General features: G+C 69.0%; 24 protein-coding genes. 17 read left to right on the top strand and 7 right to left on the bottom strand.

Annotation, left to right across the window (positions count from 1 at the left end; genetic code table 11):
* The first annotated feature begins 18 nt into the window (after nt 1–18).
* Nucleotides 19–660, top strand: a complete 642-nt coding sequence (gene pdxH, locus ACIBG5_RS14990; RefSeq protein ID WP_396392114.1) for a pyridoxamine 5'-phosphate oxidase — start codon at nt 19–21, stop codon at nt 658–660.
* Here pdxH and ACIBG5_RS14985 read toward each other — a convergent pair.
* Nucleotides 609–2,798, bottom strand: a complete 2,190-nt coding sequence (locus tag ACIBG5_RS14985) for an MMPL family transporter (protein ID WP_396392113.1) — start codon at nt 2,796–2,798, stop codon at nt 609–611. The genes pdxH and ACIBG5_RS14985 overlap by 52 nt on opposite strands.
* A gap of 113 nt (nt 2,799–2,911) precedes the next feature.
* Between ACIBG5_RS14985 and ACIBG5_RS14980 the strand changes: the two genes are divergently transcribed.
* The 4 genes from ACIBG5_RS14980 to ACIBG5_RS14965 all read left to right on the top strand — a co-directional run bounded on the left by ACIBG5_RS14980 (nt 2,912) and on the right by ACIBG5_RS14965 (nt 5,802).
* On the top strand, nt 2,912–3,631 hold the full coding sequence (locus tag ACIBG5_RS14980; RefSeq protein WP_396392112.1) for a TetR/AcrR family transcriptional regulator: 720 nt from the start codon (nt 2,912–2,914) through the stop codon (nt 3,629–3,631).
* Nucleotides 3,632–3,921: 290 nt separating this feature from the next.
* Complete coding sequence (locus ACIBG5_RS14975; RefSeq protein WP_396392111.1) at nt 3,922–4,215, top strand: hypothetical protein; 294 nt, start codon at nt 3,922–3,924, stop codon at nt 4,213–4,215.
* A complete protein-coding gene (locus ACIBG5_RS14970) occupies nt 4,215–5,177 on the top strand; it encodes an SPFH domain-containing protein (RefSeq protein ID WP_360445097.1) in 963 nt (320 codons plus the stop codon). Before ACIBG5_RS14975 ends, ACIBG5_RS14970 begins: the two co-directional genes overlap by 1 nt.
* Nucleotides 5,178–5,190: 13 nt before the next feature.
* Nucleotides 5,191–5,802, top strand: coding sequence for a CGNR zinc finger domain-containing protein (locus ACIBG5_RS14965; RefSeq protein WP_396392110.1), 612 nt, complete (start codon nt 5,191–5,193; stop codon nt 5,800–5,802).
* Here ACIBG5_RS14965 and ACIBG5_RS14960 read toward each other — a convergent pair.
* Nucleotides 5,799–6,521 (bottom strand): hypothetical protein, encoded by a 723-nt coding sequence (locus tag ACIBG5_RS14960; RefSeq protein ID WP_396392109.1) that lies wholly within the window; start codon nt 6,519–6,521, stop codon nt 5,799–5,801. The two genes, ACIBG5_RS14965 and ACIBG5_RS14960, sit on opposite strands and share 4 nt — an antisense overlap.
* A gap of 237 nt (nt 6,522–6,758) precedes the next feature.
* Between ACIBG5_RS14960 and ACIBG5_RS14955 the strand changes: the two genes are divergently transcribed.
* The 5 genes from ACIBG5_RS14955 (at nt 6,759) to ACIBG5_RS14935 (ending at nt 11,540) form a co-directional block, all read left to right on the top strand.
* The gene (locus tag ACIBG5_RS14955) at nt 6,759–7,385 is read left to right on the top strand and encodes a TetR/AcrR family transcriptional regulator (protein ID WP_396392108.1); all 627 of its coding nucleotides are present in this window, start codon (nt 6,759–6,761) and stop codon (nt 7,383–7,385) included.
* Nucleotides 7,386–7,694: 309 nt separating this feature from the next.
* A complete protein-coding gene (locus tag ACIBG5_RS14950) occupies nt 7,695–8,648 on the top strand; it encodes an ROK family protein (protein WP_360445105.1) in 954 nt (317 codons plus the stop codon).
* Nucleotides 8,645–9,775 carry an N-acetylglucosamine-6-phosphate deacetylase gene (gene nagA / locus ACIBG5_RS14945; protein WP_396392107.1) on the top strand — a complete coding sequence of 377 codons (1,131 nt, stop codon included), beginning with the start codon at nt 8,645–8,647 and terminating at the stop codon, nt 9,773–9,775. Before ACIBG5_RS14950 ends, nagA begins: the two co-directional genes overlap by 4 nt.
* On the top strand, nt 9,763–10,677 hold the full coding sequence (locus ACIBG5_RS14940) for a 1-phosphofructokinase family hexose kinase (protein ID WP_396392106.1): 915 nt from the start codon (nt 9,763–9,765) through the stop codon (nt 10,675–10,677). Before nagA ends, ACIBG5_RS14940 begins: the two co-directional genes overlap by 13 nt.
* Nucleotides 10,678–10,694: 17 nt before the next feature.
* Nucleotides 10,695–11,540 (top strand): ketose-bisphosphate aldolase, encoded by an 846-nt coding sequence (locus ACIBG5_RS14935; RefSeq protein WP_396392105.1) that lies wholly within the window; start codon nt 10,695–10,697, stop codon nt 11,538–11,540.
* On the opposite strand, the gene ACIBG5_RS14930 is transcribed toward ACIBG5_RS14935, so the two are convergent.
* The gene (locus ACIBG5_RS14930; RefSeq protein WP_396392104.1) at nt 11,532–11,786 is read right to left on the bottom strand and encodes a hypothetical protein; all 255 of its coding nucleotides are present in this window, start codon (nt 11,784–11,786) and stop codon (nt 11,532–11,534) included. The genes ACIBG5_RS14935 and ACIBG5_RS14930 overlap by 9 nt on opposite strands.
* Nucleotides 11,787–11,870: 84 nt before the next feature.
* Between ACIBG5_RS14930 and ACIBG5_RS14925 the strand changes: the two genes are divergently transcribed.
* The 3 genes from ACIBG5_RS14925 to ACIBG5_RS14915 all read left to right on the top strand — a co-directional run bounded on the left by ACIBG5_RS14925 (nt 11,871) and on the right by ACIBG5_RS14915 (nt 14,280).
* Complete coding sequence (locus ACIBG5_RS14925; protein WP_360445115.1) at nt 11,871–12,428, top strand: hypothetical protein; 558 nt, start codon at nt 11,871–11,873, stop codon at nt 12,426–12,428.
* A gap of 69 nt (nt 12,429–12,497) precedes the next feature.
* Nucleotides 12,498–13,022 carry a hypothetical protein gene (locus ACIBG5_RS14920; RefSeq protein WP_396392103.1) on the top strand — a complete coding sequence of 175 codons (525 nt, stop codon included), beginning with the start codon at nt 12,498–12,500 and terminating at the stop codon, nt 13,020–13,022.
* Nucleotide 13,023: 1 nt separating this feature from the next.
* Nucleotides 13,024–14,280 (top strand): APC family permease, encoded by a 1,257-nt coding sequence (locus ACIBG5_RS14915; protein ID WP_396392102.1) that lies wholly within the window; start codon nt 13,024–13,026, stop codon nt 14,278–14,280.
* On the opposite strand, the gene ACIBG5_RS14910 is transcribed toward ACIBG5_RS14915, so the two are convergent.
* The 4 genes from ACIBG5_RS14910 to ACIBG5_RS14895 are packed head-to-tail and all read right to left on the bottom strand — an operon-like array spanning nt 14,246 to nt 17,934.
* A complete protein-coding gene (locus tag ACIBG5_RS14910; RefSeq protein ID WP_396392101.1) occupies nt 14,246–15,292 on the bottom strand; it encodes an ABC transporter permease in 1,047 nt (348 codons plus the stop codon). The two genes, ACIBG5_RS14915 and ACIBG5_RS14910, sit on opposite strands and share 35 nt — an antisense overlap.
* Nucleotides 15,289–16,170 carry an ABC transporter ATP-binding protein gene (locus ACIBG5_RS14905; protein WP_396392100.1) on the bottom strand — a complete coding sequence of 294 codons (882 nt, stop codon included), beginning with the start codon at nt 16,168–16,170 and terminating at the stop codon, nt 15,289–15,291. Before ACIBG5_RS14905 ends, ACIBG5_RS14910 begins: the two co-directional genes overlap by 4 nt.
* Nucleotides 16,167–16,559, bottom strand: a complete 393-nt coding sequence (locus tag ACIBG5_RS14900) for a GntR family transcriptional regulator (protein ID WP_131360545.1) — start codon at nt 16,557–16,559, stop codon at nt 16,167–16,169. The genes ACIBG5_RS14905 and ACIBG5_RS14900 overlap by 4 nt, the downstream gene beginning before the upstream one ends.
* 58 nt (nt 16,560–16,617) lie before the next feature.
* On the bottom strand, nt 16,618–17,934 hold the full coding sequence (locus ACIBG5_RS14895; protein ID WP_396392099.1) for a cryptochrome/photolyase family protein: 1,317 nt from the start codon (nt 17,932–17,934) through the stop codon (nt 16,618–16,620).
* 97 nt (nt 17,935–18,031) lie between these two features.
* Between ACIBG5_RS14895 and ACIBG5_RS14890 the strand changes: the two genes are divergently transcribed.
* The 4 genes from ACIBG5_RS14890 (at nt 18,032) to ACIBG5_RS14875 (ending at nt 21,718) form a co-directional block, all read left to right on the top strand.
* Entirely contained in the window at nt 18,032–18,736 is a 705-nt protein-coding gene (locus tag ACIBG5_RS14890) for a metal-dependent transcriptional regulator (RefSeq protein WP_396392098.1), read from the top strand.
* Between the two features lie 82 nt (nt 18,737–18,818).
* Nucleotides 18,819–19,595: a class I SAM-dependent methyltransferase gene (locus tag ACIBG5_RS14885; protein ID WP_396392097.1), complete on the top strand. Its 777-nt coding sequence runs from the start codon at nt 18,819–18,821 to the stop codon at nt 19,593–19,595.
* 45 nt (nt 19,596–19,640) lie between these two features.
* Nucleotides 19,641–21,023 carry an aminodeoxychorismate synthase component I gene (gene pabB / locus ACIBG5_RS14880; protein WP_396392096.1) on the top strand — a complete coding sequence of 461 codons (1,383 nt, stop codon included), beginning with the start codon at nt 19,641–19,643 and terminating at the stop codon, nt 21,021–21,023.
* On the top strand, nt 21,020–21,718 hold the full coding sequence (locus ACIBG5_RS14875; protein ID WP_396392095.1) for an aminotransferase class IV: 699 nt from the start codon (nt 21,020–21,022) through the stop codon (nt 21,716–21,718). Before pabB ends, ACIBG5_RS14875 begins: the two co-directional genes overlap by 4 nt.
* Nucleotides 21,719–21,721 lie beyond the last annotated feature (3 nt).

Below are 21,721 nucleotides of genomic sequence, written 5' to 3'. Positions count from 1 at the left end.
CCCCAGTAGGCTCGGACCGTGGATCTTGCGGAGATGCGGCGGGCCTATGGCCTCGGGGAGTTGCTCGAGAGCCAGGTCGATCCGGACCCGATCGTCCAGTTCCGGACCTGGCTGGCGCAGGCGACCGAAGCCGGCCTGCCGGAGCCGAACGCGATGGTGCTGGCCACCGCGGACGGCGACGGCCGGCCGTCGGCGCGGACTGTGCTGCTGAAGGGCCTCGACGAGCGCGGCTTCGTGTTCTTCACCAACCAGCAGTCCCGCAAGGCCGACGACCTGGCCGTGAACCCGCACTGCGCGCTCGTCTTCCCCTGGCATGCGATGGAGCGGCAGGTGCGCATCGAGGGCAGCGCGACCAAGCTCCCCGGCGACGAGGTCGACGCGTATTTCGGCAACCGGCCGCGCGAGTCACAGCTCGGGGCCTGGGCGTCACAGCAGAGCCAGCCGGTCGCGTCCCGCGAGGAGCTCGACCTGCAGTACACGTCGTACGAGCGTCAGTGGCCGGAGGGTACCGAGATCTCCACGCCGTACTTCTGGGGTGGCTACCTGGTCCGGCCGGACGCGTTCGAGTTCTGGCAGGGCCGGACCGGCCGGCTGCATGACCGCCTGGCCTACCGGCGTACCAACTCCGAAGGCTGGGAGTTGTCGCGGCTCCAGCCCTGAGGAGCCTCCGAGGTCTCGCGGAAGCCGTTGCGCTGCCACCACCGCACCAGCGGAGCCGGCGCCCACCAGTTGGCCCGGCCGAGCAACCGCATCGTCGCCGGCACCAGCAACGCCCGCACGATCGTCGCGTCCAGTGCGATCGCGATCACCAGCCCGACGCCGATCATCTTCACGAACACGATGCCCGAGGTCGAGAACGCCGCCACGACGATGATCAGCAGCAGCGCCGCACTGGTGATGATGCCGCCGGTCCGCTGGAGTCCGAGCGCGACCGCCTGCGTGTTGTCGCCGGTCCGGTCGTACTCCTCCCGGATCCGGCTGAGCAGGAACACCTCGTAGTCCATCGAGAGCCCGAACAGCACGGCGAACAACAGCACCGGGTTGGTCGCGTCGAGGAATCCGGCCGGGGTGAAGTCGAGCAGCCCGGACAGGTGACCGTCCTGGAAGATCCAGACCATCGCGCCGAACGCCGCGGACAGTGAGAGCACGTTCATCAGCAGCGCCTTGGCCGGCAGCACGAACGATCCGAACGCGACGAACAGCAGCACGAACGTCACCAGCACGATGAATCCGGCCATGTACGGCGCCCGCTCGGCCAGCACATCGAGCAGGTCGATCACCGCGGCCGTCTCACCGCCGACCTCGGTCTGCGTCCCACCCGGCGGCGCGATCGCCCGTACGTCGTGGACGACATCGCGCGCGGCCAGTTCCTGCGCGGTGAAGTGCGTATGCACGACCACCTCCGCGACGCCGCTGTCGTACCCGCCGACTCGCACGTTCTCGACGTTCGCGACCTGCCGCAGCTTCCCGAGGTACGGCGCCAGTGCCGCCGACGGATCGGATGGCGGGGAGTCGAAGCGGACTGCCACGACGATGTCCGACCCACCCGCACCAGCGAAGTCACTTTGCAGCGTCTCGGTCACCGTGCGGGAGGTGGCGCCGGCAGGCAACGACCGGTGGTCGACGCCACCGAGTTGCGCCTGCAGGAAGGGGATCCCGAGCACCAGCAACACCGGCACCAGCACGAGCACATACCGCACCGGACGCCGCATCACGCTGTGCGCGAGCCGGTACCACGCTCCGTGCTCGGCGCGCGCCTTGCGAGGCTTGAGGAACGGCAGCCGCAGGCTGTTCACCCGATGCCCCAGGACCGCGAGCAAGGCAGGCAGCGCTGTCAGCGCCGCCACCATCGCGACCAGCACGGCGGCCGCACCGCCGTACGCCATCGAGCGCAGGAACATCACCGGGAACAGCACCAGACTGCTGATCGCGACGCCGACGGTGATGCCGGAGAACGCGACAGTCCGGCCGGCCGTCGACATCGTCGCGGTCAGCGCCGTCTCCACATCATTGCCCTTGGCAAGCTCTTCGCGGAACCGGGTGACGATGAACAGCGCGTAGTCGATCGCCAGTCCGAGGCCGATCATCGTGACGATGTTGATCGTGAAGATCGACACGTCGGTGATGGCGGTCAGCCCGCGCAGCAGCACGAAGGCGCCCAGGATGGCCAGCGCGCCGACGAACAACGGCAGGCTGGCGGCGACCAGGCCGCCGAAGACGACCACCAGCAGCACCAGCACGATCGGCGTCGAGATCGTCTCGGCATGCACGATGTCGTGCTCGGTCTGGGTGTTCACCTCGTCGAAGACCGCGATCTCGCCGCCGACCTTCGCGTCCAGCGCGGGTGGCGCGGTCCGCACCTGGTCGGCGATCCGGTGGAATGTCGCCAGCCGCTCCTCCTGGTCCGCGCCGGCCAGTGTGAGCACGGCGTACGTGCTGTGCTGGTCCTTGGAGACGAACAGGGGCGAGCGGCTGCTCCAGTACGTCGTTGTGCTCAGCACGTCCTGGGACGGCAGGCCCGAGAGGTGCTGCTCGACGGACTGCCGGAACGCCGGGTCCGCGACGGTCTGCGTGGAACTGCGGTAGAGCACGATCACGTCGGTGCCGGTGCGGCCGACGTTCTGCTCGATCGTCGCGACAGCGTTGGCGGCCTCGGTGTCCGGTGCGTCGAACCCGCCGTTGGCCAGCGATCCGAACACGCCGGTGCCCCAGGCCAGCCCGACGGCGACGAGGACTCCGGTCAGGGCGAGCACCAGGCGGCGGCGCCGGAACGTGAAGTGGCCGAGCGTCTCGAACACGAAACTCCCCCAGGACGTTAGATTTGAGCGGCGGGTGTCTCAGTGAACAGCGTTAACTGTTAACGGTGTTAACTCTAGACATCCGGGAGGCCGGCCTGTCAAGGAGAATTTCGATGGACGAGGGTGCGACCCGGCGTGACCGGCAGCGGGCCGCGACACTGGCCGACATCAAGGCGGTCGCGCGGCGGCTGCTGGTCAGCGGCGGCGTGGGCGCGGTCGGCCTGCGTGCGGTCGCGCGCGAGCTCGGCCTGACCCCGCCGGCCCTCTACCGCTACTTCCCGAGCCACGAGGCCCTCGTCACCGCCCTCATCGCCGACCTGTACGACGAACTGACCGGTGCGCTGATGGAGTTGCAGGCCGCCGACACCGATGCGGATCTCGGTGCCAGGTTGTTCTTGCTGACCAATGGACTGCGGGACTGGGCACTGGCGCATCCGTCCGAGTTCGCGCTGCTGTTCGGTACGGCGATCCCGAACCCGGAGGCCGAGGACCACGCGGACACGCCTGGGCATCAGGCGGCGATGCGCTTCGGGGCCGTGTTCAAGGACCTGGTCGCGCAGATCTGGCACTGGAAGCCGTTCCCGTATCCGGCCGACGAGGACCTCGGACCGGTGCTGCTCGCTCAGTTGCAGCAAGAGACCGAGGAGTTCCAGGGCATGCCAGCCGGCGCGATCTACCTCGCGCTGAGCTACTGGGTCAGGCTCTACGGCCTGATCTGTATGGAGGTCTTCGGACAGCTGCACTGGGTGCTGCCGGATGCCGGCGCGTACTTCGAAGCCCAACTCCGCGAGATCGGCGAAGAGCTCGGCCTGGACTGCCCACCGCCGGAGTGAGGGCAGAAAAAAGCCCGCGAGCGCTTCCAGACCGCGACCGGGTGGCCGAACTCTGGGTCAGGCGGACTGACCTGACTGCCCGCGGGCCCGGTGGCTGGCGTTGAATTGGCCGACCACATGCCCACTTGTTAGTGGTTGGCGGTTAGCCCGCCGCCACCTCACGAGTCCGATAGCAATTCATGCGTTGGACCACCTCCCTTCGCGTGTACTGAAAACCTACTGTCCGCAGGCCCGGCGTTCAACCAGTTTTCGCGCACAGACGAACGGGGTGCCGTGGTCCCATAGGAGACATGCTGAGACTCGGACTTCCGGTCATCGTGATCCTGCTGGTCGGAACCGCCTGGATGGCGTGGGCGTCGTACCGCCGGGCTGCCCAGGCCGAGCAGGCCCTGGCCGAGGTCAACGCCGAACACCGGGCATTGATGCACGAGGTCAGGACGCTGGAACGGGCGGTCGCGGCTGCCGAGCAGGGCTTGCGTACGCTCAGCTCGCATCCGTCGGTGCCGCGCGATGTCGCGGTCACCGCAGACCTGACCCTCGCCGACATCCGGCGACTGGTAACCCGCAAGGAGCTCGACGACTGATGGCCAAACTGGGGAGTGCGACCGCCGTCGCCAAGGGCGGAAGCACGAAGGTCAAGGTGATCGGCGGCCTGATCGTGGCCGTGATCGTGATCATCGCGCTGTTCAACATCTTCAACTTCGCCGACACCGACGCGAACCGGATCGGTCTGCACTACGGCGGTGGCGTGATCGAGGACAAGAAGTTCAAGTCCGTCATCCCCCCGGGCTCGACGAACAAGCTGATCGGCCCTGGCGACACCGTCTACACCTACCCGATCGACCAGCGCTCGTACATCATCGGCGGCGACGGCGCCGACACCGACGCGGCCGACGAGGTCACCGTGGTCAGCAAGGACAACGTCCGGCTCGGCGTCCGGGTCCAGGTCTACTTCACGCTGAACCGCGACGAGGCGGTGCTGAAGTCGTTCCACGAGCGGATCGGGCTCAAGACCGACGCCTACGAGGACGACGGCTGGGACCAGATGCTGCAGAGCTACTTCCGGCCGCAGATCGACCGGGCGCTGGCGGCGGTCGCGGCCGACTACGGCTGGGCCGAGCTCTACAACAACGAGTCGAAGAAGGCGGCCTTCCAGTCCGCCGCGGCCAAGGAGTTCACCCGGCTGCTGCCGGCCGCCGTCGGTGGTGACTACTTCTGCGGCCCGTCGTACAACGGCACCAACGACTGTGGCGAGCTGTCCTTCACGATCCAGAAGCCGACACCGCTGGACAAGGGCATCATCGACGGCCTCGAGGCCAAGCAGCGGGCCGAGCTGGCCAAGGCGACCCAGGAGCAGAAGAACCAGCAGGTCAACGTCGAACTGCAGTCAGTCAAGGCGCAGGTCGCGATGCTCGGCGCGCAGGGCTACCTGCTGAAGACCGCGATCGAATCGGGCAAGATCCAGTTCATGGTCATCCCGCAGAACGGCAACGTCAGCATCCCGGTGCCGACGCCGACCACCACGACCCAGCAGCCCGCCAACTGAGTTGAGCTGGGTCATGTCCGCGCTGCCGTCGCACCTCGAGCTCGTGCAGGGCGTCGTCCTGCCCAAGCCGGTCGGCGCGGATCCGGTCCTCGACTTCGTCAACACCCGGTCCGACTGGACCACCCGTGGCCCGGCCCGGACCGAGTGGCTGACGTCGTACGAGGCCTTCCTGATCTGGACCTCGTACGTCGGCCTGGTGCCGCCGGCGACCGTGTTCCGGCTGATCGAGCAGGCCGGTGGCAAGCCGACCGAGGCGGCGCGGCGGCTGCACGCGACACTTGAGTTCAGGACCGAGCTGTATGACGTACTGACCGGGCAGGCGACCGATGAGTCGTTCGAGGCCGTGGCCCGGGTGATCGAACGGGCGTCCGGGCGACGGCAACTGGTCCTGGCGGACGACGGTCCGGTGTGGGAGCTGCCGGAGGATCTGGCGCTGCCGCTGGACAACCTGGCGCTGCTCGCGGGTGAGCTGCTGACCGGGCCGCCGCGGGCGCACGTTCGGATGTGCCCGGGGGAGTCGTGCGGCTGGTTGTTCCTCGACCCCCGCGGGCGCCGGCGGTGGTGTTCGATGGCCACCTGCGGGAACCGGGCCAAGGTCCGCGCGCACGCGGCGCGCGCCCGTTAGTTGAAGACGGCGGGGTCGACCGTGATCCACGTGTGCCGGGCGCGGGCGAGCACGCGGCCGTCGGAGTCGTACAGGGTGCTGGCGGTGAACGTCTTGCGGCCCTCCTCACCGAGGTAGCGGCCGAGCGCCACGCACTGCTCGCCGGGCTGCGGGCGCGCGTCGATGCAGGCCGTCAACTGCCCGAGCACCGACGGGCGGCCCTCCAGGTCGATCGCCCATCCGCCGGGGCAGTCGAGCGCGGACCACAGGAAGACGTCGTCCACCAGGCCGCCGGTCACCAGGTCGCCGCCCGGCTGCCACGTGCACGCCGTCCGTCCGTCGCCGAGCGGACCCGGCTTGAGCTGCAGGCCGTCCGCGTTCTCCGGCCCGCAGACGAAGCAGCTCGGGAACGGATGATTGCTCAGACCCTTGTACGCCGCCTCGGCCGCGCGAGCCTCGTCGGGCGATACCGGGTCGATGGTCGCGTCGGCCAGGAAGTCCGCGTCCACCGGTACGGCGTCGGCAACGACGGCCTCGCCGTCGGTCAACCGCGCCCCTTCGACGTCGGCGTCCAGCGTCAGGTCCTTCTCGATCGGCGGCGGCATTCGCAGCGTCACCCGCGGCACCACGCCGGCGTCGATCCGCGCGGCCAGCGCCGTACCAACCTGTCCGGCGACGTACCCGCCATTGCCCGACCGCTTGGGTCCCTGAAACCGCCGTTCCACCCGAACCAGACTCATACCGCACGACCCTAACCAGACGCCCGATCTGACCGGCAACCGGACCGCGATCGGGACGTGTGAGGGCTGTGAACCATGGGAAGGAAGGAGTTTTCAGATAAATCTGAGGAATTCTCGGAGATTAAAGAGCTAAGCCCTCCAGTTCAAACGACCGCTTGAACTATGCTGACTGCAGGCTACGGCGAGTGAGCAGGTGGGGTGCCTGAGCGAGCGGTAGCCGGGGGGAAGGAGAAGTTTGTGGAAACACCGGTCGAATCGACCCGGGAGAGATTGCTCAACGTCGCCGAGCAACGCTTCGGTGAAGGGGGCTACGAAGGAACGTCGCTGCGTGCCATCACGGTGGCGGCGGCTGCGAACATCGCCGCGGTCAACTACCACTTCGGCTCGAAGGAGGCCTTGCTGCGAGCCGCGGTCGCGCGGGCGATGGCGCCGGTCAACGCCGAACGCCGGCGCCGGCTGGACCAGTTGGAGGCCCGCGGCGGGCCGAGTCCGGAGCAGCTGATCCGGGCATTCATCGAGCCCGGGCTGGACCTGGTCCTGCGCCGGGGTGAGCGAGGCGCGGTGGTCGCGCGTTTCATCGGCCGGATCGCGTTCGATCCGAGCCAGCGGATCCGGGAGTTGTACGCCGCCGAGTCCGACCCGATCGAGTCGCGGTACCTGGCCGCGCTTCAGTCAGCCCTGCCACACGCCTCGCCCGAGGCGGTCGCCTTCGGATACGTGAACATGCTCGGACTGCTTGCGTTGCACCAGTCCCAGGCCTTGTCCCGCGCGCCTGGCGTGGATGATGTCGAGGACCCGGGCAAGCTGGCCGAGAACCTGGTCACGTTCCTGGTCGCCGCCTTCGACCGGGGCCTTCGGACCTGATCCGGTGGCGGCCGATGACCCGCGGCGCCCTGCCCGCGGATTTTCGGACGCAACTGAACCAGAGTCGTCAGTGTCCCGTAAGCGATGTAGCTCGACGCTATCGGCGCCCAGGCACGCACCTCGCGGCACTTGACCAGCGCCCACGATGCTCCGCATCGAGGCCACTGCTCAAGCACCCCGATGCACGCACCTGGACACCGCTATCGTTCGAGCTACATCGCTTACGGGACACCAGTGGTCTGGTCGAGGTTGTCCAGAGATTGCTCACGGATGTTCGGACTGCCCGGTAACGCTGCATAATGGCGCTCCGTGGACCCCTGTGAAGTCGTGGTTGCCGTCGATCTCGGTGGAACCCGGATGAAGTGCGGCCTGGTCGCCGCGGACGGTGCCGTGCTGCACCGCGAGACCAGGCCGACTCCCCGGGAGGCCGGGGGCCGCGCCGTGCTCGATGCCCTGCTGGAGACCGTCGTCGAGCTGAGCCAGAAGGCGACTGCGGACGGTCACCGAGTGCGTGCGATCGGTGTCGTCGTGCCCGGCGTCATCGATGCCGAGACCGGCACGGTCGGCGCCGAGAACCTGGCCTGGGTCGGTACGCCGGTGCGCGCCGAGCTGGAGGCCGCGATCGGAGACGGCGTACCGATCGTGCTCGCCCACGACGTCCGCGCCGGCGGGTACGCCGAACTCCGCCAGGGCGCGCTCACCGGCACCACGAACTCGATGTTCCTGCCGCTCGGCACCGGCATCGCCGCCGCGATGGTGATCGACGGCTCGCTGGTCAGCGGCGACGGCTGGGCCGGCGAACTCGGCCACACCCGGTTCGTCCACGGCGATGCGGCCGAGCAGTGCGCCTGCGGTCAGTGGGGCTGCCTCGAGACGGTCGCCTCCGCGGCCGCACTGGCCCGCAGGTACGGCGCCCGGACCGGCCGGACCGTGGACGGTGCACGTGAGGTCCTGGAGTTGCTGGCCGCCGGTGATCCGGACGCTGCGCACGTCTGGGACGACGCACTGAAGGCGCTGATCGATGCGCTCGTCCTCTACACGACCCTGGTCGCGCCGACTCGGATCGCGATCGGCGGCGGACTGGTGGGCGCGGGGGAGACACTGCTGCAACCGCTGCGCGACGGCATCCACGCGCGGCTCACCTTTCAGCGCGAGCCCGAGATCGTGGCCGCCGTACTCGGTGAGGACGCGGGCTGCCTCGGCGCCGCGGTAATGGCCTGGGACCGCGTGACGGCCGACGAGAGTGGAGATCAGACGGTATGACGACCTATCGCGTGGGCCGGCTCGTCACGCCGGACGACGTGCTGGAGAACGCCTGGATCCAGGTGGTCGACGCGGACATCGTCGCGTTCGGCCGCAGGTCGGAGGGGATGCCGGCCGACGGCAAGCGGCCCGAGGACCTCGGCAACGTCACCGTCGTCCCGGGCTTCGTCGACATCCACACCCACGGCGGCGGCGGATCGACGTACTCGACGACCGATCCGCAGGAGGCGCGCAAGGTTGCGGCCTTCCACGCCCGGCACGGTACGACGACCACGCTCGCCAGCCTGGTGACGGCGCCCCTCGATGACATCGTCTCGCAGACCGCCTGTCTCGCGGACCTGATCACCGATGGCGTGATCGCCGGTGTCCACCTGGAAGGTCCGTTCCTGTCCGCGGCGCGGTGCGGTGCGCACGAGCCGACGCTGCTGCGCGACCCGGTCGCCGACGACGTCACGAAGGTCCTGAGCGACGCGGTGAAGATGGTGACGATCGCGCCGGAGCTGGAGCACGGGCTGGACGCGATCCGCCAGGTCGTCGACGCGGGCGCCGTCGCCGCCCTCGGACACACCGACGCGACGTACGAGCAGATGATCGCCGGCGCCGACGCCGGGGCGACCGTCGCCACGCATCTGTTCAACGGGATGCGGCCGTTCCACCACCGCGACCCGGGTCCGGTCGGTGCCGCCCTGAACGACGAACGGCTGCTGCTCGAGGTGATCAACGACGGGCTGCACCTGGATCCGCAGGTCGTCCGCGTCGCCCTCGCGGCGGCCGGGGTGAACCGGATCGCCCTCATCACCGACGCGATGGAGGCCACCGGGATGCCGGACGGCCGGTACAAGCTCGGCGACCTCGAGGTGGACGTGAAGGAAGGTCTGGTGACGCTTGCCCACGGCAAGCATTCGATCGCCGGCAGTACCTTGACGATGGACGTGTCCTACGCCAACGCGGTGAAGGCCGGTGTGTCCCTGGTGGACGCGTCCCGGATGGCGTCGACAACGCCGGCGCAGGCCTTCGGCTGGTACGACGTGGGCGCGATCGAGACCGGCAAGCGGGCGGACCTGGTGGTGCTGGACGACGAGTACGTCGTTCAGAAGGTGATGCGGGCAGGGTCGTGGCTGGACTGATCGGGACCATCACCCTCAACCTCGCGCTGGACGTCACGTACGAGGTCGACGAGCTCGTCGTCGGTGGCAGTCATCGCGTCGGCACTGTTCGGCAGCGGGCCGGTGGCAAGGGTGTGAACGTCGCCCGGGTGGCGTCGACGTTGGGGCACCAGGTGCTGGTGCTCGGGTTCGTCGGCGGTGTGACCGGTGAGCTGGTTGCGGAGGAACTGTTCGATGCGGGCCTCACCGCACTGCTGACGCCGATCGCCGGGGAGACTCGGCGTACCGTTGCCATCGTCAACGGTGCCGACGGGGACGCGACGATCTTCAACGAGACCGGCCCTTCGGTGACCGCTGACGAGTGGCGTGCGTTCGGGGACCGGATGCCGTGGTCACGATTGGGCGTGCTGGCCTGTTCGGGCAGCATCCCGCCGGGATTGCCCGCTGACGCGTACGCCGAACTCGCGGTCCGCGCGCGGCATCACGACGTATTGACCGTGATCGACGCCGGCGGTGCCGCGCTGACCGCGGCTGCGAAGGCTGGTGCGGTGGTGCGGTCCAACGCGACCGAGTTGCGTGACGCGCTGGGTGACACGACGATCGAGGACGGCGCTCGTCAGCTGGTCGGGTTGGGTGCGACCGCGGCCGTGATCACCGATGGATCACGCGGGATGGTTGCTGCCAGCAACAAGGGTGTCTGGCGAGCGCTGCCGGTCGAGAAGGTGAGTGGCAACCCGACCGGTGCCGGCGACGCCTGCACGGCTGTGGTTGCGGCGGCTGTCGCCGAGTCGCCGGAGCCCGACTGGTCCGTCGTACTGAAGTCCGCTGTGGCCGCGTCGGCCGCCGCGGTGCTGACACCGGTTGCCGGGGACATCGATCTGGCCGCGTACCGGCGCTGGCAGCCCCAGGTCACCGTTAGTTAGTCAGAAGGAGAAAGCTCATGCCGTTGGTCTCCGGGGCCGAGGTCGTGCTGGCCGCCGCCAAGGCTGGTCGTGGGGTCGGTGCGTTCAACGTGATCCAGCTGGAGCACGCGACCGCGCTGATCGCCGGCGCCGAGGAGGTCGGTGCGCCGGTCATCCTGCAGATCAGCGAGAACGCGGTGAAGTACCACGGCGCCCTCAAGCCGATCGGCGTCGCCACCCTGGCCGCCGCGGCCGCCGCGACGGTCCCGGTCGTCGTCCACCTCGACCACGCGATGGACCGCGACCTGGTCACCGAGGCCGTCTCACTCGGCTTCACCTCGGTCATGTACGACGCGTCGAAGCTCGAGTACGCCGACAACGTCACGTCGACCACCGAGGTCACGGCGTTCTGTCACGACCACGGGGTGTTCGTCGAGGCCGAGATCGGTGAGGTCGGCGGCAAGGACGGAGTGCACGCACCCGGCGCCCGCACCCGCCCCGACGAGGCCCTCGCCTTCGCCGAAGCGACCGGCGTCGACGCCCTGGCAGTCGCCGTCGGCTCGTCCCACGCGATGACCGAACGTACGGCGTCCCTGGACTTCGACCTCATCGCCGAACTCCACACCGCCGTCCCCGTCCCCCTCGTCCTGCACGGCTCCTCCGGTGTCGCCGACCCCGACCTCACCCGAGCCGTCGAGGCCGGCATGACCAAGGTCAACATCGCCACCCACCTGAACAACGTCTTCACCGCCAAGGTCCGCGAAGTCCTCGCCGGCAACCCGACCCTGGTCGACACCCGCAAGTACCTCGGCCCGGCCCGCGACGAGGTAGCCGCCGAGGTGGCCCGCCTGCTGACCATCCTCAGAGCGACGCCCTCAGAGTGAAGCGCCGCCCCGGACCCAGTGCGCCCGCAGCTCGTCGCGTGCCTGCTGGACCCGCGCCCGAGCGCTCTCATCGGGTACTTCGAAGTCCTCGATCAGCCGGGTGAGCGCCAGCTCCAGCGCCGCGACCGCCGCGTCCTCCTCGGTCAGCTCGGCTTCGGTCACCCCGCGCAACCCGACCGCGAGCGCGGCGAGTCCCGCCACCTCCTGCGGGGTCAGCCGCAGCCGGATCTCCGTCCTCGTGTCCACGGTTGCTCCTTCGCTTCTTGGTACAGTCATCGTGCAGTGCAACGGCCGTGTTGCACAAGAGCGCTCGGTGAGGAGTGGCCGGAGATGACCATCGCGGTGGACGAGACGCTGCGCGAGGCGACCGTCGCCGTACTCGCCGAGCACGGCTGGTCCGGTGTCACGCTGGAGCGGGTCGCCGAGAAGGTCGGCCGGTCCCGCGTCACGCTGTGGCGGCAGGGGCTGACCGTCGAACTGCTGCTGAACTCGCTGCTCGACGCGCTGGCCGAGGACTACCGGGACACGATGTGGCCGATCCTGGCCGGTTCCGGCACCGGCCGCGAAGGCCTGGTCAAGACGCTCGAGGCCTTGTTCGACGTGATCGACCGGCATCTGCCGCTGATCCTGTCCTCGGACCTGGTGTTCCACCAGGAGCAGGCACGCAACGGCCCGGTCTCGTTCATCGATCCGTTCGAGCGGTTCCTGCGCGAGGGCGAGCAGGACGGATCGCTGCATCCGCACGGCCGGATCAGCGACGTGGCCGAGGTGCTGATGGTGTCGGCGACCTTCACCTACGTGCACATGCGCGGCCGGCACCACTGGTCCAAGGCCCGGGTCCGCCGGCTCACCCTCGACCTGACCCTCCGCGGAGTCCTGAACTTCTGAAACATGGTCGTTGCATTTTCTGCAACAGTCATGTTTCACTGACGGGACCGACAGCTTTGGAGGGGCGCCATGACACTTCCCTACGCCGAACCGTTGATCCGCCGCGAGCCGCCGCCGCGCGTGATCCCCGAACCACCCCGCGTCGGCGAGCCCGGCGGGGATCCGTGCGGACTCTGCGACTGGCTGGCTTCGTTCGAGAAGTCCGAACACCGGCCGCCGCTCTGGATGGACGACAACTGGGCCCTGTGCCCGGCCAAGGACGTCACCATCCCGGGAGTGGTCTGGCTGGCCAGTCGAGGTCACCACGACAGCTTCGCCGACCTGCCCGCGGCCCACGCGACCAGTTACGGTCCGGTGGTCGCCCGGATCGAGCGAGCGATCCTCGGTCTCGGCGGCATTGCCCGCGTCCACGTCTATCGTTGGGGCGACGGTTCGGCCCATTTCCACGTGTGGTTCTACCCGCGCCCGCTGGGCATGCTCGAGGCGCGCCGGGAGATGCTGCCACTGTGGGCCGACCTGCTGCCCCCGGCGCCCGAGGAGGACGTTGCCGATGCCGACCGGAAGATCGCCGCGGCGATGGCGGCGGCCGACTGACATGAGTGCCGCCCAGCCGCATCCCACCCTGGCCCGGCGGCTGGGCGTCGGCGACGCCGTCGTGGTCGGCCTCGGTTCGATGGTCGGGGCCGGGGTCTTCGTGGTGTGGGGGCCGGCTGGGCGGGCCGCCGGATCGGGGCTGCTGATCGGGTTGGCGGTTGCCGCGGTTGTCGCCTACTGCAACGCGGTGTCCTCGGCTCAGTTGGCGGCTGTCTATCCGGTCTCGGGTGGGACGTATGTGTACGGGCGGGAGCGACTGGGGGAGTGGTGGGGCTTCGCCGCCGGGTGGTGTTTCGTGGTGGGGAAGACGGCGTCGTGTGCCGCGATGGCGTTGACCTTCGCGACGTACGCCGTACCTGGTGGTGGATGGTTGCGCAGGCTGGTCGCGTTGGCCGCCGTGGCCGGGTTGGCGGCGGTCAACTATCGCGGTGTCACCAAGACCGCACGACTCACCAGGATCCTGGTCGCCTGCACGCTCGCGGTCCTCGCGCTCGTCTTGATCGTGCTGTTCACCGGTGCGCCCCATCGCGACCTCGAGTTCACCGGCACCTCGCCGTACGGCGTCCTGCAGGCGGCGGGGCTGTTGTTCTTCGCGTTCGCCGGGTACGCGCGGATCGCGACCATGGGTGAGGAGGTCCGCGAGCCGGCGAAGACCATCCCGCGTGCGATCAGCACCGCCGTCATCGTTGCTATCGGCATCTACCTTGCCGTCGGTGTGGCGCTGCTGCTCGTGCTCGATCCGGCCACGACCATCGCGCCGCTCGCCACCGCGGTCGACACCGTCGGCGCGGGCTGGGCCAGTCCCGTCGTCCGGATCGGAGCCGCCCTCGCGAGCCTCGGCGCACTCCTCGCCCTGATCGCCGGCATCGGCCGAACGTCGCTCGCGATGGCACGCAACCGCGACCTGCCCGGCTGGCTGGCCGCCGTCCATCCGCGCTTCCAGGTCCCGCACCACGCCGAGATCGCGCTCGCCGTGGTCGTCGGGATCCTCGTGCTGACCACCGACCTGCGCGGAGTCATCGGCTTCTCGTCGTTCGGCGTCCTGCTGTACTACGCGATCGCCAACGCCTCCGCGTTCACCCAGCCGGCCGACCAGCGTCGATGGCCCCGTGCCCTCAACGTGATCGGCCTCATCGGCTGCGTCGTTCTCGCCGTCACCCTCCCGTGGACTTCAGCAGTGGTGGGAGCCGGACTCCTCGCGATCGCCCTGATCGTCAGGAAACTCAGGACAGGTCGCGGCGGATCCGCCAGAAGCTGAACCCGGTCAGTCCCAGCGCCAGGAGCAGGAACAGCCCGAACTCACGCCACTGCAGAGCCCAGAAGGTGCTGGCCTCGAAGTACTTGATGTGCTGCCGGTAGCCCTCGTCCGCCAGCCGTTGGAAGCAGGCCGCCGCCTTCGCCGGTGGGACGCGCGGTTCCAGACCGGGAGGAGGTCCGGGCTCGCAGTCGATCATCCAGCTCGGCAACGTGCTCACCCTCTTGCCGGACTTGTCCACGGTCTCGTCGGACAGTTTCCAGGCGCCGACGGACCCGCTGGCCACCTCGATCTGCTTCACCTCTGGAGGAGTGGAGTCCCCGGTCAGCATGAAGCCGCGGAGGTTGTCCAGGCTGACGGTCAGGTAGGACTCCGTCGGCGCGAGCAGGTGCGGCCGGATCAACGTCGGCGTGACGATCTGCACCAGGATCACCGCGGCCAGCGTGATTGCGAGCGCGACCAAGGTACGACGGACGACCAGTCCGACCGCGACTCCGAGCGCGAACGCGAACGCGGCGTACCCGATCGGGACCAGGCCGCGAGCGCTGAAGACCGGCGGGAACATCCGCGGCAGGTAGGTGTTCGACTCCTGGCCGGCGTTGATCGCGTCGTCGATCGGGTTGACCCACCAGGTCACCGCAAGGCTCAGTACGGCCGTGATCGCAATCGCGGTGAGTCCGGTGAACCCGACCTTGGTGGCCAGCCAGCGCCACCGCGAGACGCTTTGGCTCCACGCCAGCCGATGGGTGCCGGTCTCGAGTTCGCGGGCGATCAGCGGTGCGCCCCAGAACGCCCCGATCACCGGCGGAACGGCGTACAGCAGGACCTGACCGGCGATGTAGAGGAACGGGTTGAGGCGCTCGAAGCCGAGGTTCTTGATGAAGTCGTCGGTCAGGCGGTGGTAGTCGTCGAGCAGGCCCGGGCCGGTCAGCGCCAGGACGACCGCGGCCGCGGCGATCACGGACGCGACCACGAGGAACTGGACTCGGAACTGCCGCCAGGTCAGCCAGATCATCGCTGCACCTCCAGGACCGGACGTAGGGGTTGGGCGGGGACGCTGCTGGCCATGTAGGCCAGTACCACGTCCTCGAGGGTGAGTTGGGTGACGGTCCAGGCCGGGTCGAGGATCGGCTTCTCGGTGCGGATCAGGAACGTCGACTGCACGTCGGTGTGGCTCTCGGTCACGACGTGCTGATCGCCGGGCAGATCCTTGGCGGCGCGTCGTGGACCGGTCAGCCGGAAGTGTGTCGCCAGCAGCGTGTCGATCTCGCCGCTGACCTGGACCCGCGAATCGACGAGCACGATCAGGAAGTCGCAGGACCTCTCCACATCGGAGACGAGGTGGGAGGACAGTACGACGCTGAGCTCCTGCTCCGCGACCGCCCCCATCAGGTCCTGCAGGAACTCGCGCCGGGCCAGTGGGTCGAGCGCGGCGACCGGTTCGTCGAGGATCAGCAGGTCGGGCCGCTTGGCCAGGCCGAGCGTGAGTGCGAGCTGGGCTCGCTGGCCGCCGGACAGCTTGCCGGCCTTCTGCTTCGGGTCGAGTCCGAGGCGCTGGATCCGCTGGGCCACGGTGGGATCCCAGCCGGGGTTGAGTTTCGCACCGAGCTTCAGGTGATCGGCGACGCTCAGCCGGGCGTACGTCGGCGTGTCCTGAGCGACGTACCCGACCTTGGCCTGCTGCGCGCCGGCCGGGCCGCCCAGTACCTCGACGGATCCGGCGGTCGGTGTGAGCATCCCGACGGCCAGGTTGAGCAGCGTGCTCTTGCCGGCGCCGTTCGGGCCGACGAGCCCGACGACATGTCCGGCCGGCACTTCCAGATCGCAGTCGGTCAGCGCCCAGCGCCGGCCGTATCTCTTGCCCAGGCCGCGGGCCTGCAGGACGGCGCTCATGCTAAGTCCTCCAGAGCGGCGGACCGAAACGTGGTCAGGAACAACGCCTCGATGCTTTCGTCGTCGAGGCCGGCCTTGCGCGCCTTCGCCAGCCAGCGGCGCAGGTCCTGCCGCAGCGGGCCGTGCGCGGCCAGCGTGTTGTCGGTCAGTGTCCGGGTCACGAACGTGCCGCGCCCCGGCCGGGCCTGCACCAGGCCTTCGTGCTCGAGCTCGCGATACGCCTTGAGCACAGTGTTCGGGTTGATCGCCAGCGCCGCGACGACGTCCTTCACCGTCGGCAACTGGTCGCCCTTGCGCAGTAGTCCGAGCCGCAGTGCGTTCCGGACCTGCTGGACGATCTGCTGGTACGGCGACACCCCCGACCGTCCGTCCAGATGGAACTCGATCATCAATCAAACCCCATTCATCTAGTTACCTAGCACTATAGAGGTATGACTCAAGTCGGCGTCAAGACGTACGGATGGCGTCGTACCGGCGCAGCGCCTCGCGGCGGGCTGAGGCGTGGTCGACGACCGGATCGGGGTAGCCGTCGGCGCCACCGTGCTTCCATGGCTCGTGGACCGCGCTGCTGTCGAGATCGCGCAGCTCGGGCACCCAGCGGCGGACGTACTCACCGTCGGGATCGAACTTCTTGCCCTGGTCGACTGGGTTGAAGATCCGGAAGTACGGCGCCGCATCTGCGCCGCAGCCGGCCACCCACTGCCAGTTCAACGAGTTCGAGGCGAGGTCGCCGTCGCGCAGCGACCGCATGAACCAGCGGGCGCCGAACTTCCAATGCACGTGCAGGTCCTTGACCAGGAAGGACGCGACCACCATCCGCGCGCGGTTGTGCAGAAAGCCGGTCTCGGCGAGCTGTCGCATCCCCGCATCGACGAACGGATACCCGGTCCGGCCCTGGCACCACGCGTCGAACAGCGCGCCGGGGTCGTCGTACTCCATCCGCTCGAACTCGGGCCGCAGCGGTTTCCAGGCGGCGTCGGGATGCCGCGCGAGCAAGTCCGCGCAGAACTCGCGCCAGGCGAGCTCGCGACGGTAGGCGTCCGCGCCCCGACTGCGCTTGCGGGCGAGATCGGCGAGCATGGTGCGCGGGTGGATCTCGCCGTACTTCAAGGGGATCGACATCCGCGAGGTGCTGTCGAGATCCGGCCGGTCACGCTCGTCGTCGTACCGCGCGACCTGGTCCAGATACTCATGCCAGTGCTCGTGCGCTCCCTGCTCGCCAGCGCCTTCGACTGCGCTCTCCAGAAGATCCTCGCCGTCGGCCTCGAGCCACCCGACGTTCGCCGGCGCATCGACCGGACGACGCCAGCCGTGCTCGAGCCAGGCCCGGAAGTATGGCGTGAACACCTGGTACGGGCGATTCTGCTGGTTCAGGATGCGCCCGGGAGCGATCGCGTACGGCGATCCGGTCGCCACCAGCGGACACTTCAATGAGGCTTCAACTTCTTTGTCCCGGCGCTGTCCGTAAGGGGCGCAGTCCGCGCTGATGTGCACACTGGCCGCGCCAATCTCCTCGGCCAGTTCCGGTACGACGGTTGCCGGATCACCCCGTCGTACGACGAGCCGGCCGCCGATGGAATCGGAGAGCTGCCGCAACGACGCCGCCAACCGTTCACGGCGTGGATCTCCCGCGCGGTTCCACAGTCGCGGGTCGAGCACGAACAGGCCGAGCACTCGGCCGTCACTCGCGGCGACTGCGTCAAGCAGCGCAGGATTGTCCGCCAGCCGGAGGTCCCGCCGGAACCACATCACCGCAGGCGCCATCGGTCCATCGTGCGTGCTTCCGCGGTTATGACCTACTCGGTCCGCCTGTTCACCGGGAATTCGGTCAGGCTTGCCTACATAGGTGAGAATGGTTGTCGTGAGCGAGCTGATCGATACCACCGAGATGTACTTGCGGACCGTCTACGAGCTGGAGGAAGAGGGGATCCTGCCGCTGCGTGCGCGGATCGCCGAACGCCTGCACCAGTCCGGTCCGACGGTCAGCCAGACGGTCGCCCGGATGGAGCGCGACGGGCTGATCAAGGTGGAGGGCGACCGCCACCTGGAGCTCACCGACGTCGGCCGGAAGCAGGCGGTCCGGGTGATGCGCAAGCACCGGCTGGCCGAGCGGCTGCTGGTCGACGTGATCGGGCTGGAGTGGGAGGACGTGCACACAGAGGCCTGCCGCTGGGAGCACGTGATGAGCGACGCGGTGGAACTGCGGTTGCTCAAGATCCTGAACAACCCGACCGAGTCGCCGTACGGCAATCCGATCCCGGGTCTGGAGGAACTGGAGACCAGCGGCCAGGCGAGCGGGATCGAGGACTTCCGGATCGGTGTCGAGCCGCTGGACAAGGTGCTCGACGCGTCCACCGGCGAGAGCGTCCGGGTGCTGGTCCGCCGGATCGCCGAACCGGTCCAGACCGACGACGGCGCGATGGCCGTACTGCGCCGGGCCGGCGCGCTGCCGGGTCGCGAGGTCGACTCGACGATGGACGCCGAGGGTGTCCTGGTCGGCAGCCGCGAGGCGGGTGGCGTGATCAGCGACGAGACCGCCGGCCACATCTTCGTCAGCCGGGTCTGAGTTCAAAGCTGTATTAAGAGACCACCCACGCTGTGCGCTCGATGGTGTACGGCGGGTGGTCACGAGGTAGCCTCACTGCGCGATGTCCGAGAATCTGATCGACTGGCCCGAGTACCTGCGGGAGTTCCACACCGCGACTCCAGGTAGCACCGAAGCCCTGCTCTCCCGCGCGGTGGCCGGCGACCACACGCCGTACCGCTGGCTGGTTCGCGCCGTCTCCGGCGAGGCCCGGCGCGTCCTCGACCTGGCCTGCGGCAACGGCCCGGTCTCCCGCGAGTTGCACGGCCACTGGGTCGTCGGCGTCGACAACAACCCGGCCCAGCTCGCCGGTGCGCCAGGTCCGAGGGTGCAGTCGGACGCCTTGCATCTGCCGTTCGCGAACGAGGTGTTCGACGTCGTCACCTGTTCGATGGGCCTGATGGTGCTCCAGCCGCTGCCGGCGGTCCTGGCCGAGGCGGCCCGGGTACTGCGTCGCGGCGGTGTGCTGGCCGCGATCGTGCCCGCCGTACGACCGCTCCGCCGCGGTGACATCCGCACCCTGAGCGGTCTGACCACGCGGCTGCGGTCGACCCCGCAGTTCCCGGCCGGCGGCGAGATCACCGAGCTCAAGGACCAGCTCCACCACGCCGGTTTCGACGTGATGGAGAGCCAGCGGGAGCGGTACGTCTACATGATCCGCAGCCGCGACGACGCCCACCGTCTGGTGAACGCGCTCTACCTTCCCGGTACTCCGGATGTCCGCCGGGACACCGCCGCCGGCTGGCTGGCGGATCGCGCCGAGTCGAAGGACGGACTCGAGGTCGCGATCCCGATCCGCCGGATCACGGCCATGCGCACCAAGCTCGCTCTGACCGCCTGACGAGTCAGGGGCGTGGATCCGCCCGCGGGTAGGTAGCGTGTGCCTGTGGGTGCGCTGAGCTGGTCCGTCCGGACGGTCGACCGGGCGCTCGACGGAGAGACTGTCTACCGCGAGCTGCTGGCCGAAGAACCTGTTGCGTTCTGGCTCGACGGAAGCCTGACGGATCGGGCGGTACGACGTGTCTCCGTCCTGGGTACGACGGCCGGCCCCGACGCCGAGGTCGTCGTCCGGGATGTCTCAGATGGTGATGTGTTCGTGGAGCTGGGCGAGCGGCTGGCGGAGAAGGCCGGCCGGCTGGACGCCGTACCGGACGAGCTGACCGGACTCTTCAACGGTGGGTACGTCGGGTACTTCGGCTACGAGCTCAAGGCGCTGACCGGGGGAGTCGCGGCGCACGAGGCGTCGACGCCGGACGCGCTGTGGATCTGGGCGAACCGGTTCGTCGTGATCGACCACGACCGCGACATCACCTACCTCGTCGCCGTCGACGAACAAGACGCGGGCGCGGGGTGGCTGGATCGGGCGGTTCGGAGTGCGTCGGACTGGTGGATGTCCGGCGACGGCGTACCGGCGATCGCGCGGCTCGACCTCGAGGCGCATCTCGAGCAGGACCGGCCGACGTACCTGGCCGGGATCGCCGCGTGCATGGCGGCGCTGGAGGCAGGTGAGACGTACGAGGTCTGCCTGACCAACCGGGTCCGCCTGCCGTCCGTGCCCGATCCGTTCGAGTTCTTCCGCTGGCAGCGGGCGGCCAACCCGGCGCCGTACGCCGCCTTCCTCCGGTACGGCGATCTCGCGGTGGCCAGCTCGTCGCCGGAACGGTTCCTGACCGTGGATGCGGACGGGTGGGCCGAGTGCCGCCCGATCAAGGGGACCGCGCCGCGGGAGGTGGACCCGGCGCAGGACCAGTTGGCGGCGAAGGCACTGGCCGAGGACGAGAAGACCCGGGCCGAGAATCTGATGATCGTCGATCTGATCCGCAACGACCTCGGCCGGGTCAGCCGGCCGGGCACGGTGCACGTGCCGCAGCTGATGCAGGTCGAGAGCTACCGGACCGTCCATCAGCTCGTCACCACGGTCCGCGCCCGGCTGCGCTCCGGGGTGAGCGCGATCGACGCGGTCCGGGCGTGCTTCCCGCCGGGGTCGATGACGGGTGCACCGAAGATCCGCACGATGGAGATTCTCGACGCGTTGGAGTCGAGTGCCCGTGGGGTGTATTCGGGTGCGCTCGGCTATCTGACCGTGGACGGGCGGGCGGATCTGAGTGTGGTGATCCGGACGGCGGTACTGACGCCGGACGGAACGACAGTAGGCGCGGGGGGTGCGATCGTGCTCGACTCCGACCCGGTCGCGGAGTACGACGAAATGGTGCTGAAGGCAATGGCAGCCGTGGGCGGGAACTCCGCGGCCGAAGGGTGGGGGACATGAGTGGTGGTCTGCGGGTGGCGGATTCGTTCTTGGTTGCTGATGGCAAGGTTCGGGGGATCGAGCTGCACCGGGAACGGTTCGTCGGGTCGTGTCTGGCGGCGGGGGTGGATGCGGCGGCGTACTGGGACAAGCAGGTCGGCCGGTTGCCGGGTTTCGGTCGCTGGTTTCCTCGGTTCGAGCTGCACGAGTCGGGTGAGCTCGCGGTACAGCGCCGGCCCGCTCCGCCGACCGGCGGCCGCGTCCGGGTCGCCGTACACGAGGATCCCGATCCACGCACCGAGCCGCGGGTGAAGGGTCCTGACCTGGAGCTGCTGGGCAAGCTGAAGGAGTCCGCCGCGCATCGCGCCGACGAGATCCTCCTCCTCGACCAGGACGGCACCGTGCTGGAGGCCGCCTACTCGGCCCTCGCCTGGTGGGAGGACGACACCCTCTGCTTCCCGCCGTCCGATCGCCCGCTTCTCCCGTCCGTCACCGCCCGACTCCTCCGCCGCGTCGCCACCGCCCAAGGCACGCCGGTCTCCGAACACCCCATCACCCCGACCGAACTCCAGAACACCACCGAGGCCTGGCTCGTCAACGCCCTGCACGGCATCCGCCCCATCCACGCCTGGTCCGACTCCGCCATGGACCCGCTCCCCAACTCCCACGCCCCCCTCTGGCAATCCCACCTGGAAGCCCTCGCCCAACCCCTCTGACCC

The organism is Kribbella sp. NPDC050241 (assembly GCF_044459685.1).
Lineage (GTDB): Bacteria > Actinomycetota > Actinomycetes > Propionibacteriales > Kribbellaceae > Kribbella.
The sequence above is the reverse complement of the archived record's forward strand: the minus strand, read 5'-3'. Positions and strand labels throughout refer to the sequence as shown.

Excerpts from the sequence above, each read along its gene's own strand:
- ACIBG5_RS14980 (WP_396392112.1), top strand. The coding sequence starts at position 2,912 with ATGGACGAGGGTGCGACCCGGCGTGACCGGCAGCGGGCCGCGACACTG.
- nagA (WP_396392107.1), top strand. The coding sequence starts at position 8,645 with ATGACGACCTATCGCGTGGGCCGGCTCGTCACGCCGGACGACGTGCTG.
- ACIBG5_RS14935 (WP_396392105.1), top strand. The coding sequence starts at position 10,695 with ATGCCGTTGGTCTCCGGGGCCGAGGTCGTGCTGGCCGCCGCCAAGGCT.
- ACIBG5_RS14895 (WP_396392099.1), bottom strand. The coding sequence starts at position 17,934 with ATGGCGCCTGCGGTGATGTGGTTCCGGCGGGACCTCCGGCTGGCGGAC.
- ACIBG5_RS14920 (WP_396392103.1), top strand. The coding sequence starts at position 12,498 with ATGACACTTCCCTACGCCGAACCGTTGATCCGCCGCGAGCCGCCGCCG.
- ACIBG5_RS14975 (WP_396392111.1), top strand. The coding sequence starts at position 3,922 with ATGCTGAGACTCGGACTTCCGGTCATCGTGATCCTGCTGGTCGGAACC.
- ACIBG5_RS14925 (WP_360445115.1), top strand. The coding sequence starts at position 11,871 with ATGACCATCGCGGTGGACGAGACGCTGCGCGAGGCGACCGTCGCCGTA.
- ACIBG5_RS14965 (WP_396392110.1), top strand. The coding sequence starts at position 5,191 with ATGTCCGCGCTGCCGTCGCACCTCGAGCTCGTGCAGGGCGTCGTCCTG.
- ACIBG5_RS14960 (WP_396392109.1), bottom strand. The coding sequence starts at position 6,521 with ATGAGTCTGGTTCGGGTGGAACGGCGGTTTCAGGGACCCAAGCGGTCG.
- ACIBG5_RS14910 (WP_396392101.1), bottom strand. The coding sequence starts at position 15,292 with ATGATCTGGCTGACCTGGCGGCAGTTCCGAGTCCAGTTCCTCGTGGTC.
- ACIBG5_RS14885 (WP_396392097.1), top strand. The coding sequence starts at position 18,819 with ATGTCCGAGAATCTGATCGACTGGCCCGAGTACCTGCGGGAGTTCCAC.
- ACIBG5_RS14970 (WP_360445097.1), top strand. The coding sequence starts at position 4,215 with ATGGCCAAACTGGGGAGTGCGACCGCCGTCGCCAAGGGCGGAAGCACG.
- ACIBG5_RS14875 (WP_396392095.1), top strand. The coding sequence starts at position 21,020 with ATGAGTGGTGGTCTGCGGGTGGCGGATTCGTTCTTGGTTGCTGATGGC.
- ACIBG5_RS14915 (WP_396392102.1), top strand. The coding sequence starts at position 13,024 with ATGAGTGCCGCCCAGCCGCATCCCACCCTGGCCCGGCGGCTGGGCGTC.
- ACIBG5_RS14905 (WP_396392100.1), bottom strand. The coding sequence starts at position 16,170 with ATGAGCGCCGTCCTGCAGGCCCGCGGCCTGGGCAAGAGATACGGCCGG.
- ACIBG5_RS14900 (WP_131360545.1), bottom strand. The coding sequence starts at position 16,559 with ATGATCGAGTTCCATCTGGACGGACGGTCGGGGGTGTCGCCGTACCAG.